The 13,962-nt window shown below is 36.7% G+C and carries 18 protein-coding genes; 13 read left to right on the top strand and 5 right to left on the bottom strand.

Annotated elements, in window-relative coordinates:
- Positions 1–16 precede the first annotated feature (16 nt).
- Positions 17–682, top strand: coding sequence for a DUF2642 domain-containing protein (locus HR057_RS06605; RefSeq protein WP_173730642.1), 666 nt, complete (start codon positions 17–19; stop codon positions 680–682).
- 146 nt (positions 683–828) lie between these two features.
- Here the strand turns inward: HR057_RS06605 and HR057_RS06600 are convergent, their stop codons facing one another.
- Positions 829–1,392, bottom strand: coding sequence for a CotY/CotZ family spore coat protein (locus HR057_RS06600; protein WP_173730641.1), 564 nt, complete (start codon positions 1,390–1,392; stop codon positions 829–831).
- 183 nt (positions 1,393–1,575) lie between these two features.
- On the bottom strand, positions 1,576–2,190 hold the full coding sequence (locus HR057_RS06595; RefSeq protein WP_173730640.1) for a CotY/CotZ family spore coat protein: 615 nt from the start codon (positions 2,188–2,190) through the stop codon (positions 1,576–1,578).
- Positions 2,191–2,383: 193 nt separating this feature from the next.
- Between HR057_RS06595 and HR057_RS06590 the strand changes: the two genes are divergently transcribed.
- The 12 genes from HR057_RS06590 (at position 2,384) to csaA (ending at position 11,436) form a co-directional block, all read left to right on the top strand.
- Complete coding sequence (locus HR057_RS06590; RefSeq protein WP_173730639.1) at positions 2,384–2,590, top strand: hypothetical protein; 207 nt, start codon at positions 2,384–2,386, stop codon at positions 2,588–2,590.
- Positions 2,574–3,272 carry a peptidoglycan recognition protein family protein gene (locus HR057_RS06585; protein WP_173730638.1) on the top strand — a complete coding sequence of 233 codons (699 nt, stop codon included), beginning with the start codon at positions 2,574–2,576 and terminating at the stop codon, positions 3,270–3,272. Before HR057_RS06590 ends, HR057_RS06585 begins: the two co-directional genes overlap by 17 nt.
- 46 nt (positions 3,273–3,318) lie before the next feature.
- Positions 3,319–3,732: a hypothetical protein gene (locus tag HR057_RS06580; RefSeq protein WP_230474374.1), complete on the top strand. Its 414-nt coding sequence runs from the start codon at positions 3,319–3,321 to the stop codon at positions 3,730–3,732.
- Between the two features lie 80 nt (positions 3,733–3,812).
- On the top strand, positions 3,813–4,169 hold the full coding sequence (locus tag HR057_RS06575) for a DUF1360 domain-containing protein (RefSeq protein WP_173730637.1): 357 nt from the start codon (positions 3,813–3,815) through the stop codon (positions 4,167–4,169).
- A 561-nt stretch (positions 4,170–4,730) separates the two neighbouring features.
- Entirely contained in the window at positions 4,731–5,708 is a 978-nt protein-coding gene (locus HR057_RS06570) for a LacI family DNA-binding transcriptional regulator (protein WP_173730636.1), read from the top strand.
- A gap of 22 nt (positions 5,709–5,730) precedes the next feature.
- Positions 5,731–6,630, top strand: coding sequence for a ribokinase (rbsK, locus tag HR057_RS06565; protein ID WP_268990194.1), 900 nt, complete (start codon positions 5,731–5,733; stop codon positions 6,628–6,630).
- Between the two features lie 62 nt (positions 6,631–6,692).
- On the top strand, positions 6,693–7,088 hold the full coding sequence (gene rbsD / locus HR057_RS06560) for a D-ribose pyranase (protein ID WP_173730635.1): 396 nt from the start codon (positions 6,693–6,695) through the stop codon (positions 7,086–7,088).
- Complete coding sequence (locus HR057_RS06555; RefSeq protein WP_173730634.1) at positions 7,088–8,584, top strand: sugar ABC transporter ATP-binding protein; 1,497 nt, start codon at positions 7,088–7,090, stop codon at positions 8,582–8,584. The genes rbsD and HR057_RS06555 overlap by 1 nt, the downstream gene beginning before the upstream one ends.
- A 1-nt stretch (position 8,585) precedes the next feature.
- A complete protein-coding gene (locus tag HR057_RS06550) occupies positions 8,586–9,527 on the top strand; it encodes an ABC transporter permease (protein WP_173730633.1) in 942 nt (313 codons plus the stop codon).
- 37 nt (positions 9,528–9,564) lie between these two features.
- Positions 9,565–10,509, top strand: a complete 945-nt coding sequence (rbsB, locus tag HR057_RS06545) for a ribose ABC transporter substrate-binding protein RbsB (RefSeq protein ID WP_173730632.1) — start codon at positions 9,565–9,567, stop codon at positions 10,507–10,509.
- A 209-nt stretch (positions 10,510–10,718) separates the two neighbouring features.
- Positions 10,719–11,006, top strand: a complete 288-nt coding sequence (locus HR057_RS06540) for a hypothetical protein (RefSeq protein ID WP_173730631.1) — start codon at positions 10,719–10,721, stop codon at positions 11,004–11,006.
- A 97-nt stretch (positions 11,007–11,103) separates the two neighbouring features.
- The gene (gene csaA / locus HR057_RS06535) at positions 11,104–11,436 is read left to right on the top strand and encodes a chaperone CsaA (protein ID WP_173730630.1); all 333 of its coding nucleotides are present in this window, start codon (positions 11,104–11,106) and stop codon (positions 11,434–11,436) included.
- A 191-nt stretch (positions 11,437–11,627) separates the two neighbouring features.
- Here csaA and HR057_RS06530 read toward each other — a convergent pair whose 3' ends face one another.
- The 3 genes from HR057_RS06530 to HR057_RS06520 all read right to left on the bottom strand — a co-directional run bounded on the left by HR057_RS06530 (position 11,628) and on the right by HR057_RS06520 (position 13,771).
- Positions 11,628–12,302 carry a YetF domain-containing protein gene (locus tag HR057_RS06530; protein ID WP_173730629.1) on the bottom strand — a complete coding sequence of 225 codons (675 nt, stop codon included), beginning with the start codon at positions 12,300–12,302 and terminating at the stop codon, positions 11,628–11,630.
- A gap of 521 nt (positions 12,303–12,823) precedes the next feature.
- Positions 12,824–13,249: a GNAT family N-acetyltransferase gene (locus HR057_RS06525; RefSeq protein ID WP_173730628.1), complete on the bottom strand. Its 426-nt coding sequence runs from the start codon at positions 13,247–13,249 to the stop codon at positions 12,824–12,826.
- Complete coding sequence (locus HR057_RS06520) at positions 13,250–13,771, bottom strand: 2'-5' RNA ligase family protein (protein ID WP_173730627.1); 522 nt, start codon at positions 13,769–13,771, stop codon at positions 13,250–13,252.
- Between the last annotated feature and the right edge of the window lie 191 nt (positions 13,772–13,962).

The following is a 13,962-nucleotide window of genomic DNA, read 5'->3' as shown; positions in this document are numbered from 1 at the left end:
AAGGTGGGGAGGATGATTGGATTTATTAAAAGAAATAGCAACGAAACAAATAGTAGTTGAAGTTTCTGGAAATATTGTCCATATAGGATTATTAGTTACAATCGGTGTAGATGTTATCGTTTTATATAACGGCAAAGATTTTTTATATATTCCATGCAACCATATTCAAAAAATCTATTTAAAAGATGATGATACGACCGATATAAGACCATTTGAAGGAAAGCTCGATAAAAGTTTAAATGAAAACATTTCTTTTCGAAAAATGTTAAATAGTGCGAGAGGGATTTTTTCCGAGATTCATATTGCAAATAACCGAACGATCCACGGATATATTGTTAGTGTGATGACCAACTATGTAGTGTTTTATTCACCGGTTTTTAAAACGGTTTATGTATCTCTTCAACATATAAAGTGGTTCATTCCATACCACAACCAAGAAGCACCTTACGCTCTTTCTAAGGAACATTTTCCAATTCAGCCAACAAAATTAACCCTTGCTAGAACATTTGAAGAACAGTTGAAAAAATTAAAAAATCAAATTGTAATCCTTGACCTTGGACAGGATGATAACAAAATTGGACAATTAAAAGTCATTGAAAATAACATTGTAAAACTGATTACCGCCAGGCAAACTCCATCATTTGTTAATTTAAGGCATATAAAAACGATACACTTACCTTGATCAGATATAGTTAGGAGACTACGGATAACGGCAGTCTCCTTTTTTATATGAATGAAAACAACTGTTTTTTCATTAGATTCATAGCAGCTATGGAAATTTTGCATCAGTTGGAGCAATGGCTCCAATCTGATGCGAAAGCCATTTTTTTATGGTAGGGATACGGCTGGAAGGCAAGTAATTGCGCAGAAGCAAGAAAGATCTACAGTAATGCAAATACCTGTTGCCACTAAATTTTCTAATTTTTGTTGGTCTATTTGATCGCATGGACTGTCGTCATCGCGATGTCTGTGGCCTCCTCTTCCGCTTTCGCTTCTTCCGCTATCTCCTCTTCCACTATCTCCTCTTCCGCCATCGTCAGCGAAGGCTAATAGTTCAAGAACTGCACAGCAATCGTCATCGACAGTTTTTACCCGGAAAATATAGCTTTCAATGCATTCAAACTCTGGATCATGAAGATTATGTTTCGTACGTTTGAAATCGATACCAAAACCTTTGAATGGATTTAAATCCTTCCCATAAAGAATGAATGGCACTGTATTTAAATCATTAGCTGCTGCAGGGTCTAATAAACTTTCAATAGATCTTTCGCAGCTTACATCACAAACATTTTCCTCCACTTCATTTTGGGCATCAGCAATTGCACGAACAACATCACATACGCAGTTACCTGAAGATATTGGATGATGATGGTTCCCTTTTCCACAACTCATACCCTCAACCTCTCCTTTTGATTTTTTTGTTGTTTTTGACTATCGTCTCTAACAGAATATGTATGGGTAAATGTAGTGTGTGGGTTTTCGTCTATTTTTTTAGGAATATTAATTAGTAAATCGTTTACCCATCTAAGGATAAAGAAAAAGTGAGCAAAATTAGCTCACCTTTAAAACTTTTGATCAATCGTGATGCCCATTGAAAAAATGATGCCTTGTATGAACTATGGTCGGTTTAAAACAAGTTATATTACAGAAACAATGCAAGTCGACTGTTATGCAAGCACCAGTTCCAACAAAACCATCGAAATCGGAATGATCCGAATGATGATCATCATGTTTGAAAACACCTTCAGCTGTTTTCCCATCCTTTGTTGGCAACAATAATTCAAGAACGGCACAACAGTTGTGGTTTACTTTTTTTACTCTAAAAAACGGACTTGAAATCAATTTGAAATTTTCTTTACGACTATATACTGGAGCTTTTGCGATAAATAAGTCGCAATCACATGTTAATGTGAAAGGGATGGTATTGGCTTTTGGGGCTGGTGAAAGAAGCTGTTGAATCGATGTCTCACAGCTAACTCTGCAGTCTGATTCTTTGACAGCCGATTGTGCTTTATGAATTTTTTTGACTATACTACAGACGCAATCCTCATCTTCCTCGTGCTTATCGTGGTGATGAAAAGCTTCCTCATGATCATCTTTTATTTCATCTTCAAACTTTTCTTCGAATTCATGGTGGAATTCATCTTCGAACATTTTTTTAAATTTTTTCCTAGGCTTTTTTATCCTCATTTAAATCCCCCTTACTAAAGTAGACGAATATATGTCTCTAATTAAAATATGTGTATTTGGAAAAGCTGTTTGGGGAATTGTCTATTTAATTAGGAAATGTGGTTTTTCATTAGATGAGGGCCCCTTTTTTCATAATTTCATATATTTGTAGTATGGAAACATTCATAATCTTAAAAGAAAAGGATGAAAAAAAATGGAAGGGAACAATGGTTATCCATTAAATACACCGGAATGGAAAAAGAAAGCGGTTGATTGGCTTTATGAAGAAGGATTATTGTCATCCGAGGATTGGAAAAAGAAAATCGAAGAGCCGTTGCCTTTTTGGGCCCAAGCCGCTGTTTACCAACGTTTATTTTTAAAATTGAAAGGGGCTCTACAAGCGGATGACAAGAAGGTTTAAAAGTTATTCGATCGCTGAGTTTCAAGCATTTATCAATACTTTATCTATTCGCAGAAAAATTACCCATTTGCAAATCCATCATACGTGGAAACCTAGGAAAACGGACTATAGAGGGGAAGCCACAATTGCTTCCATGTGGCAATATCATACGAATACAAGGGGATGGCGGGACATTGGCCAGCATTTTACTGTGTCGCCGGATGGATTGATTTGGGATGGCCGTTCCTTAGAATTAGATCCAGCAGGAATCAGCGGTCATAATAAGGGTGGAATTATGTTTGAAATGATCGGAAATTTTGATCAAGGGGAAGAAACGTTGGAAGGAAAACAATTGGATGCGATCATTGCCGCTGTTCGAGTATTGCTTCAAAAGTTTAACTTAACAGAAAAAGATATTGTTTTCCATCGTGAATATTCTCCAAAATCATGTCCCGGTACAGGAATTACAAAACAATGGTTTTTAAATGAAGTACAGTCTAGGAAAATTCAAGAGTTAAGCGATCAATCTTATGTAAATGCCCCCCAATGGAAAAAATCAGCGATTGATTGGCTATATAAGGAACGCTTAATTTCCAGTGAGGATTGGAAGAAACAAATTGAATCAAGTTTGCCGCTTTGGGCAGAAGCGCTAGTCTTGAGAAGAATATTTGAGAAAATCAAATTAGGAAGAACACCTTTTTAGGCATGTGCATACGATATGATTGAAATTTGCCTAAGGAGGATAAAAAATGTATCAATATTATCAAATGCCTTACGGAATGCCACAACAACAACATCAGCATGATTGGAAAGACTTTTGCAGACGGTATATGCACCATCTTGTGCAAATGCAAACAACTGATGGACAGATGTTAGAAGGAATTATTGACGGAAGTGATGATGAAAACGTATATATGCTCGTTCCTGACGGTGACGGAATGGATCGGGGAGTTTATTATGATGAAACGGTTGAAGAAGATGAAAATCAAGATCTAGACTTGTCCTACCGTTATGGCGGTGGATGGCAAGGCTGGTATGGTGGTAATCCTTGGTATGGCGGTTATCCATGGTTTGGCTACTATCCTCGGCGCTTCCGCAGATTTAGAAGACGCAGATTCCCATTTTTTTCAATAGGCGGGTTTTATTTCCCATTTTTCTTCTAACAAATTTGGCAAATAAAACGGCTATTCTTTCGAATAGTCGTTTTTTCAATATTTTGATGGATTCTTCATAGGGGGTTATTATGATAGAAAATGTTCATGAGTTACTTTTATTAAGTTTGGCTTCATTTCGACTTACAAGGCTACTCGTTTATGATAAAATTACGAATTTTATTCGCCGGCCTTTTCATCGTGAAGTTGAAGAAAAATTAGAAGATGGTACGGTTGAAACATATATAGAAATTAAAGGGAAAGGATTAAGGCGCTTTATTGGTGAATTGTTAAGCTGCCACTGGTGTACAGGTGTTTGGAGTGCAGCTGGTCTATATACTGGGTATTTATTCGCTCCTCATTTTTTTACAATGATTATATGTATTTTAGCTATTGCAGGATGTGCTTCCATTATAGAAACCGTCGTTCAAAGAATTATAGACGAGTAGAGGAAAGTGTGTAAATAGGTGAAAAACACCCTGCCGTTGATGTTCAATTAAAGACGAAGAGAGGAAAAAAGTGTGGGCACCGAGCCGTGACAATCGTTTCTACGTTGAATATATTATACTATTCAATGTATTGCGCAAGGGAGGTTGTCAAATGAAAAAAACTAATGCAAAAATATCTACCATCGCGAAAAAAACACCTCCAAGAAAGATAAAAAAAAGCGGCTGTGGTTGCGGTTCTAAAAGGAAAAATTCATCATAAATGATGAGCATCGTGAGGGAGTTAACGATGAGAATTGGGAGTGAAAATTCACCCTAATATTATTGTACTCTAATAGAAACCAAGGACTACGATTTGATCATTTTCCCCTTTTTTCATTCACACTTTCTTATTTGAGTTTTTATTAATGATAATAATCCATAAATCGATAAAGCGTGCTTGTCTTCAATCGGTTTATGGATTTTTATTTTTCAAAACAGATTGACGAGTATTATGAAAAGACCTATACTAAAATTGTGTAACGGGTTACATCAAAATTACATGAAAACATACAGGTGATAAACTTGTCTACAATAAGAGATGTTGCTAAAGAAGCAGGAGTTTCTGTTGCAACCGTTTCCAGAGTTCTCAATAATAGCGGGTATGTTAATGAAGATACAAGAAAAAGAGTGATGGATGCAATAGAAAAATTAAATTATAAACCGAATGCTGTTGCAAGAAGCTTGTTTAAAAAACAATCGAAAATGATCGGCTTAATTGTGCCTGATATTACAAACCCATTTTTTCCTCAGTTGGCAAGAGCCGTTGAGGATGTGACAAAGCAAGCTGGGTATACGCTCGTATTGTGCAATTCAGACAACCAAATTGACAAAGAACAGGAATATATTGAAGTTCTGAAGCAAAAATATATAGATGGATTCATCATTGTAACTAGCACACTTAAGCAAGAGCATATTGAAGGATTGGGTGTACCAATCGTCGCACTTGACCGGGCTATTGATGATTCAACACCGTATGTCGGAGTTGATAACTACGAAGGTGCAAAAATGGCAACCCGTTTCTTACTAAATAAAGGGTGCAAGAAAATTGCTCATGTTCGCGGATCGATTGGAATTTTGACTGCGGATGAACGTTGCCGCGGTTACATTGATGAACTTCAAAATCTTTCGTTATTTAACCCTGAATTAATTGTTAATGGCGACTTTCAAATTCAGAAAACAAAGCAGGCGATGATAGAATTATTAACAATTTATCCGGATATTGACGGCGTTTTTGCCGGCAATGACATTATGGCGATTGGTGTATTAAAAGCAGCAGAAGAAGTAGGGAAAAAGATTCCAGAACAATTATCTGTCATCGGTTTTGACGGCATTGCTCTTTCTGAAATTACAACGCCTGAATTAACGACGATGTCACAGCCGATTTATGAAATCGGTTCAACAGCTGCAAAAATGTTATTAGGTATTATTGAAGAAAAACCATTGCCAAAAAGCACTTATACATTTCCTGTAAGATTAGTGGAGCGAAAATCAACGAGATAAAGTTGTGAGGAGTGTATGTATTTTGAAAAAAAATAATAAAATTGTTGTAATCGGCAGCATAAATATGGATTTAGTCACCCGTTCTGATATTTTTCCAAAACCAGGTGAAACAGTTCTTGGCACGTCGTTTTTAACGATCCCCGGTGGAAAAGGAGCAAATCAAGCCGTTGCTTGTGCAAGGCTTGGCGCCAGTGTTACTATGATCGGCTGCGTTGGCCAAGATTTATTTGGCCAAGAGCTGATCGATCATTTAAGAAAACAAGGTATTAATGTCGACAATGTGGAACCGGTTACAGATGAAAAGACCGGTATTGCATCCATCACGCTTGCAGAAAACGATAATTCGATCATTGTCGTGCCAGGTGCTAACTATCGGATGACACCGGACAAATTAGAAAAGTTAGAGGATGTTATTAAAGAGTGCAGTACGATGTTGCTTCAACTTGAAATTCCTATGGCAACAGTTGAAAAAGCGGTTGAACTCGGAAAAGAACATGGTTTAACAGTTATTTTAAATCCTGCTCCATTCATGAAAATATGTGAACAAGCGTTAAAAAAGATTGATTATATTACGCCGAATGAGCATGAAGTCGTTCAATTGCTAAATGGACTTGATGAAAACAAAAAGAACGACATAATGAAAAAATGCATTATTACAAAAGGCTCTAAAGGAGTATCGTATTTTGACAACGGCCAAGAATGCACAATCGATGGTATAAGCGTTGATGTTGTTGATACAACAGGTGCAGGGGATTCGTTTAATGGTGCATTAGCAGTCGCATTAACAGAAGGGAAAACTCTTGAGGAAGCTTGCCGTTTTGCCAATATTGTTGGAGCTTTAAGCGTAACTAAACTTGGGGCGCAAACCGGTATGCCAACAAAAGCGGAAGTAGAAAAATTTTTGAATTCTAACAAAAAATAATGATACTGATGAATCGAGCTTACTACAATTTTTTGGATACAACATGAAAGGGTGCTTCAACGATGAAGAAAAAAGGAATTTTAAATAGTTCAATTGCCAGTGTATTAGCAAAATTGGGGCATACCGATACGATTGTGATCGCTGATTGTGGACTGCCAATTCCGGATGTTGTAAAACGGATTGATATTTCACTAACTCTTGGAAATCCTACCTTTATAGAAACTTTGGCAGCGGTCATTGATGATATGGAAATCGAAAAAATAACATTGGCTAGTGAAATAAAGAAGTACAATGCCAACGTTCATAATGAAATCACGAAACTTTTACCAAATGTTGAAAAAACGTATGTTGACCACGAGCAGTTTAAGCAATTAACAAAAAATGCAAAGGCTGTTATACGTACAGGTGAAATAACTCCTTATGCAAATATTATTCTCCATGCCGGGGTGATCTTTTAATGAATGCAGTCCAACCCCTTGTTGAAATGAGAAATATTAGCAAAGCGTTTTCAGGAAATAGAGTTTTGGAAAATGTTGATTTTGAAGTATTGCCGGGAGAAATCCATGCTTTAATGGGAGAAAATGGGGCAGGAAAGTCAACCCTTATAAAAATTTTAACAGGGATTTATGAACGAGATGCAGGAACGGTTCATGTAAAAGGGAAAGAAGTTCATTTTTCAAATCCGAAAGAAGCAGAAAAAGCAGGGATTGCCGTCATCCATCAAGAGTTGAACATCATCCCTCAGCTAACAGTAAGCGAAAACATGTTTTTAGGAAAAGAATTAACAAACGGATTTGGAGTCTTAAAGACGAAAGAAATGAAAGAAAAAACGACAGAATATATGAATCGGCTCGGTATTTCGATAGACCCTGATGCAGAAGCAGGAAAACTATCTGTAGGGCAGCAACAAATGATTGAAATCGCAAGAGCTGTGGCAGCGAATACGGAAGTTCTTATCATGGATGAGCCAACGGCGGCTTTAACTGATCGGGAAATCGAGACTCTTTTTAAAGTGATCAATAGTTTAAAAAGCCAAGGTGTTGGTATAGTCTATATTTCCCACCGTATGGAAGAAATTTTTGAAATTTGTGACCGCATTTCGATCCTTCGTGATGGTCAATTTATTGGAACGAAAAAAATTAAAGAAACAAATTTTGATGAAGTCGTTCAGATGATGGTAGGAAGGGAGCTTGGGGAACGTTATCCGGACAGAAGTGTTAATCCTAGTGATGAAAGGCTGAAAGTTGAAGGATTAACAAGTAAAGGAGTATTTGAAAATATTAGTTTTTCCCTCCGCAAAGGAGAAATTCTTGGTGTGGCCGGCCTTATGGGTGCTGGCCGGACGGAGATTATGGAAGCCCTGTTTGGTTATAGACCGAAACAACAAGGAAAAGTATTTATCGATGGAGAGGAAGTTCAAATCCACAATCCTTATGATGCCATAAAAGCGGGGATCGGCTTTGTGACCGAAGACCGAAAAGATGAAGGGTTAGTACTAGGATTGTCTGTCCGTGAAAACCTCTCCCTTCCAAACCTGAAAATAATTTCAACAAATGGACTTATTTCAGCGAAAAAGGAACATGAGTTTGTTCAAGACATGATTAATAAATTCCGCGTAAAAACGTCAAGCCAGGAGCAAGCGGTGAAATCATTAAGCGGTGGTAATCAACAAAAAATAGTGATTGGAAAATGGCTTGGAATTCGTCCGAAAATATTAATTTTGGATGAACCAACACGCGGCGTTGATGTTGGAGCGAAAAAAGAAATTTATCAAATTATGAATGAATTAACGGAACAAGGGGTCGCCATTATTATGGTTTCATCCGAATTGCCTGAAATCCTTGGGATGAGTGATCGTATTATGGTCATTCATGAAGGAAAAATTACTGCTATTTTCGACCGCCGCGAAGCTACTCAAGAGAAAATTATGCAAGCGGCTACTGGAGGTAAATAGAATGAACAATTCAAGAATGTCAGATATTTTACAAAAGCTCGGTCCTTTACTCGGGTTATTTGCAATAACAATTATTCTCTCATTCCTTAGTCCAAATTTTTTATCTTTAAATAATATTTTTAATGTGTTGCGGCAAGTATCCATAAACGCACTTATTGCTTTTGGAATGACCTTTGTTATTTTAACAGGCGGAATTGATTTGTCAGTTGGTTCCATCCTAGCTTTATCAGCAGCGTTGACAGCTGGCTTTATTGCTGGAGGCACGGATCCAATTTTAGCGATGTTAATCGGTTTACTTGCAGGTGCTTTAATGGGTGCTTTCAACGGACTTATCATTACGAAAGGTAAAGTTGCACCGTTTATTGCCACACTGGCAACAATGACGATTTTCCGAGGTTTAACTCTTGTTTATACAGATGGAAAACCAATTACAGGTCTTTCAAATAGTTATTCTTTTGAGCTCATGGGAAGAGGTTATTTCTTTGGCATCCCTGTACCTGTCGTTTGGATGATTGCAAGTTATGCGATCCTCTACTTTCTATTAAAGAAAACAACATTTGGCCGCAGAGTTTATGCAATCGGCGGTAATGAAGAGGCTGCCATTTTGTCGGGGATCAAAGCAAATCGCGTAAAGGTTTGGGTTTACACCATTACAGGTCTTTTATCTGCGCTTGCTGGAATTATTTTAACTTCAAGGTTAAATTCCGCTCAACCGACAGCTGGTTCAGCTTATGAATTAGATGCCATTGCTGCTGTTGTTTTAGGTGGTACAAGCCTATCAGGTGGTCGCGGTTGGATTTTTGGTACGTTAATAGGTGCCCTCATTATTGGGGTTTTAAATAATGGTTTGAACCTATTAAATGTTTCATCCTTTTACCAACAGGTAATTAAAGGAGGTGTCATCCTTTTAGCAGTATTGTTGGATCGAAAAAAATCTGCTTAAACTTTAATTTTAATAAAATTGATGGGAGGAATTTTATATGAGAAATTGGTTAAAAGTTTTCTTGATGGCTGCGTTAAGCTTAATGATTGCTGTTGGTTGTTCAACACAAGCTCCAGGTTCTAATCAACAATCCGAAGGGAATAATGAAGCTCCTGCTCAAGACGAATCAATTAAAATTGGATTTTCTATTTCTACTTTAAACAATCCATTCTTCGTTTCTCTTAAAGAAGGTGCAGAAGCTGAAGCAGAAAAACAAGGTGTTGAAATTACAACAGTTGATGCCCAAAACGACCCTGCTAAGCAAACTAGTGATATTGAAGATTTAATTCAACAAGGTGTAGATGTGTTAGTCATCAATCCTACTGATTCTGCAGCGATTGTAGCAGCAATTGAATCTGCAAATAGTGCAGGCATTCCTGTTATTACGGTTGATAGAAGTGCAGACGGCGGAGAAGTTGTGTCTCACATTGCTTCTGACAACGTTGCCGGTGGAAAAATGGCTGGTGAATTCATTTTAGAAAAGCTTGGAAATAAAGGTAAAATTGTAGAGCTTGAAGGTATTCCAGGTTCTTCAGCTGCCCGCGAGCGCGGAGAAGGCTTCCATAGCGCAGTAGATGGCGTTGAAGGAATTGAAGTTGTTGCAAAGCAAGCGGCTGACTTTGACCGTGCTAAAGGTTTAACAGTTATGGAAAATATTTTACAAAGCAATAAAGACATTCAAGCGGTTTTCGCTCATAATGATGAAATGGCTTTAGGAGCATTAGAAGCTCTAAAAGCAGCTGGCGTAGAAAATGTTTTAGTTGTTGGATTTGATGCTACTGAAGATGCTGTGAAAGCTGTTGAAGATGGACGGATGGCTGCAACCGTTGCCCAAAAACCTGCCTTAATCGGTGAAAAAGGTGTGGCAACTGCAGTATCGGTTGTAAAAGGTGAACAAGTTGAACCGTTCATTCCAGTTGACCTTGAATTAGTTAAAAAATAAGTAAAATGAATGATTTACTGATGTAATTAAAGGTACGAGATCATATTTGATTTCGTGCCTTTTTTGTTTAATTGTATAAAAAATTCAATAAATTTACCGATATTAATAAAAAGGAAGCAAATCAATTTTTATATGACTCTGTCAATTGTTTTGAGGCAGAAAGTATGATGTAAGGAGAGGGCTTATAAACGTTAAAGGAGGTGGCAAGGTTGGGGTATATATTGCCAATGAATCACGAGCAATATCAACAATATGCGAACCGAGTGATAAGAAAAGATGGATCGCCATTTACAGTAAAACGGGCACAAAAAGTTAATTTAGATGCAAAATTAAAGAACAATCCTGAATTTACAGAAAAATATTATGCAGCAAAACCTGTAAAAAACTATGCGGTGAAAAAGAGAGAAAAGACAAAGCAAAAAATCGCACAATCTACAATACAAGATGTGGAAGCTGAAATTACAGGTAAAGGCCAAAACTTTAATGATAAAGTGTAAAAAATCCTTCACTAGGTATATAGTGAGGGATTTTTTTTGGACATTTCCAATTACTACGTTAAAATAATAATTAGTAAAAGATGGAGGGATTATGAAAATGGCGACAATTGAAGACTTTCAAAAGTTAGATATTAGAATTGGAACAGTTTTAAAAGCGGAACCTTTTCCAGAGGCAAGAGTACCAGCAATTAAGATGGAAATTGACTTTGGAGAAGAAATTGGCATTAAACGAACAAGTGCACAAATTACGAAACGATACACGCCAGAAAAATTAATCGGCCGTCAAGTTGTCGGTGTTGTTAATTTTCCGCCCCGAAGAATTGCTGGCTTTAAATCGGAAGTTTTAGTTCTTGGAGGCATCCCGGAAAAAGGAGATGTGATTCTCCTTCAACCCGATGAAAATGCACCGAACGGCACCCCGATCGGTTAGAAATGAGAAATTGAGCACCCACCATCAGCTGTTTCACCAATGGCAGACAATTCAATGAGACAGCCCACTTGATGTGTCAGCCCTATAGCAATACTTTCCGGCAGAGATGTGGGCTACATTTGACAAAACGTCCAAGGGATTCGTTTTCATTAAATGGGGAAGAGCAATGGGCTGGCACTTAGAGCGATCGTTCAGAACTTTTGCACATAAAGAGGTTCACCTTCTTTATATTCGGCATAGAGGACGTCCTTTATTTTTGAAATTCCATGAGCGTGCAACTGTTTTTCAAGCCATTGGCTGTTATGGCCTGTTTGCTTCAGATTATCTTTTAATAATTCCCCATCAATAATAATTGTAATTGGTATAGAAGTTTCTTCAGGTGGCAGCTTCATATCTTTTCTAGTTAAAGACGCAGCATCTGACTTTTTTAATACACTAACTTTTCCATCCGTTTCTAATATGGCATATTCAACATCTTGTATAGAAAAAACATCTTTTGCCCGAAGAAGATGCTGCAACTGGTTAATATCTAACTTACTCTTTTTCATTGCTTGACGGTCGATTTTCCCTTTACGAATGATAATCGTAGGTTCACCTTCAAGAAGCTTTCTTGTACTTTTAAATTTTTGTGTAATGAATTCAATAATATAAATTAGCATCCCCCATAAAAAAATGCTGAACAAAATTTTACCAAAATGTGTTTTATCATCGTATAATGCATTTCCAACCAATTCCCCAAGCACAAGCGCAGAAATAAAGTCGAACGTTGTAATTTGCGTGATTTGCGTTTTTCCTAGCATTTTTGTCAAAACGAAAAGTGCAATAAATCCGATGACAAGCTCGATGCCAGTATATAAGTATCCCATTTAAGCTCACCTGCATTAAAATTATTACTTTCTCACTTAGCGTGTGCGTCTCGACAGAAATTATGAGCAAAAAAGTATAGTGGGTACTGACTGTGGAAATATACAAAATTTATGTCATAAAGGGCATTCAATTGCCGATAAAATTGTCATTATTACTGGAATTTGACGGTTAAGTGTAAATGTAATAAAAACTCTGTTAGAATGGATGTCTTCTTGTGAAAAAAGCGGACAAAATGTATACAATTGCAGGTAGTGAAAAAAATTTATTATATGAAGCCTTGGAAAACTTAAATAAAACATTAGGCATGAGGAAGTAGGAGATTAAAAAGAAAATAAGAAGGGATTTAGTACCACTATTTTATATAATTGCCGATTGACAGGATCGAAAAAAATATTATTGGAAAAATAAACGAAGCTAAAAAAGGAATGGAACATATTCATAGAAATACTCGAATGGAACGTAAAAAGTAAAATCGCCAATGGCAATGATGGGAAACCTCGTCAATGCCATTGGCAATTGATTAACTGATCGTTTTAATCATAGTAACATGGGGAATTCCTGCTTCCATAAAAACATCTGAAACGGTTTCGTAACCTAGCTTTTGATAAAATCGTTCAGCGTGGGATTGGGCATTCAATTTTAGCTTTTTGATAGCTTTATCCCTCGCCACTTCCTCTGCTTTATCCATAATTAGTTTTCCACAGCCTTTATGACGGTAAGTATCAAGTACGCAAATTCTTTCAACTTTTAATGTATCGCCTAATTGTCGCACCCTTCCAGCTCCAATAGGCTTATTTCCATCATACAATACAAAATGGGTTGCATCGTTTTCAAATTCATCAATTTCAATTTCCACTGGCACATTTTGTTCTTCAACAAACACTTTTTTACGAATGAAATAAGCATCTTCTAGTTCTTTTTCTGTAGTTACAATTTTTACAAACACTTATTGACATTCCTTTCCAAGATGAAATGTTTCATATGTCGTCCACTGATCATTTTCCAATTGATATAATAGATGAAAACGGTCAACGATTTCAGAATGGGAGACTTCCATCATCGTAAGCTGTCCAACGATATCAGAATGTTCCCGATTTGAAAGTTTTTGTCCAATCGTAATGTGAGGGACAAAGCTTTCTGTTTTTTCATTATTTGCTAATATGTCAGTATTGAGTTTGCGATGTAGATCTAAAATCTCATCGGTTTTCTTAATGGCAAGATAAATTTTATTTACGGCAGGATGAAAAGTTTTTACTTTATAAACTTCTAGGGAAAACGGCTTGATGCTTGCTGCAACTTGGTGCAATTTTTGGATGAATTCTTTAACCATTTCATCCGGTAATTCAAATGGATTCACTAATGTTACATGTGGAGGAATTAAAGCAATATGAGGATCGTACCGTTTACGAAAAGAATTTGCGTAATCTTGAAGCTTTTTCGATGGAAAAATGACAATGCCATATTTCATAGGATGCTTCCTCCTTTATAATCTTAGTTCAATACTGTATTATTATAGCAAAAATTCAAATTATTTAATACTTGCAGGATTTTGATTTTTTGAAAAAAGAGAAGCTTAATAAAAAGGATCGTCATGGTATCCTCAATTTTACAAATTGATAGTGTATAATGTTACTATTATGTTTTTGAGAGGAGATAAAC

Origin of the sequence: Calidifontibacillus erzurumensis, assembly GCF_013303125.1 — a bacterium.
In the GTDB taxonomy this organism is placed as follows: Bacteria; Bacillota; Bacilli; order Bacillales; family Bacillaceae_J; genus Calidifontibacillus; species Calidifontibacillus erzurumensis.
This window is presented reverse-complemented; position numbering and strand designations above follow the sequence as displayed.

Bases quoted from the DNA above. Each gene is read 5' to 3' on its own strand.
- HR057_RS06520 (WP_173730627.1), bottom strand. From the start codon at position 13,771: ATGAAATATGGCATTGTCATTTTTCCATCGAAAAAGCTTCAAGATTAC.
- HR057_RS06590 (WP_173730639.1), top strand. From the start codon at position 2,384: ATGGAAGGGAACAATGGTTATCCATTAAATACACCGGAATGGAAAAAG.
- HR057_RS06530 (WP_173730629.1), bottom strand. From the start codon at position 12,302: ATGGGATACTTATATACTGGCATCGAGCTTGTCATCGGATTTATTGCA.
- HR057_RS06595 (WP_173730640.1), bottom strand. From the start codon at position 2,190: ATGAGGATAAAAAAGCCTAGGAAAAAATTTAAAAAAATGTTCGAAGAT.
- rbsD (WP_173730635.1), top strand. From the start codon at position 6,693: ATGAAGAAAAAAGGAATTTTAAATAGTTCAATTGCCAGTGTATTAGCA.
- HR057_RS06580 (WP_230474374.1), top strand. From the start codon at position 3,319: ATGTATCAATATTATCAAATGCCTTACGGAATGCCACAACAACAACAT.
- csaA (WP_173730630.1), top strand. From the start codon at position 11,104: ATGGCGACAATTGAAGACTTTCAAAAGTTAGATATTAGAATTGGAACA.
- rbsB (WP_173730632.1), top strand. From the start codon at position 9,565: ATGAGAAATTGGTTAAAAGTTTTCTTGATGGCTGCGTTAAGCTTAATG.
- HR057_RS06550 (WP_173730633.1), top strand. From the start codon at position 8,586: ATGAACAATTCAAGAATGTCAGATATTTTACAAAAGCTCGGTCCTTTA.
- HR057_RS06575 (WP_173730637.1), top strand. From the start codon at position 3,813: ATGATAGAAAATGTTCATGAGTTACTTTTATTAAGTTTGGCTTCATTT.
- HR057_RS06555 (WP_173730634.1), top strand. From the start codon at position 7,088: ATGAATGCAGTCCAACCCCTTGTTGAAATGAGAAATATTAGCAAAGCG.
- HR057_RS06585 (WP_173730638.1), top strand. From the start codon at position 2,574: ATGACAAGAAGGTTTAAAAGTTATTCGATCGCTGAGTTTCAAGCATTT.
- HR057_RS06600 (WP_173730641.1), bottom strand. From the start codon at position 1,392: ATGAGTTGTGGAAAAGGGAACCATCATCATCCAATATCTTCAGGTAAC.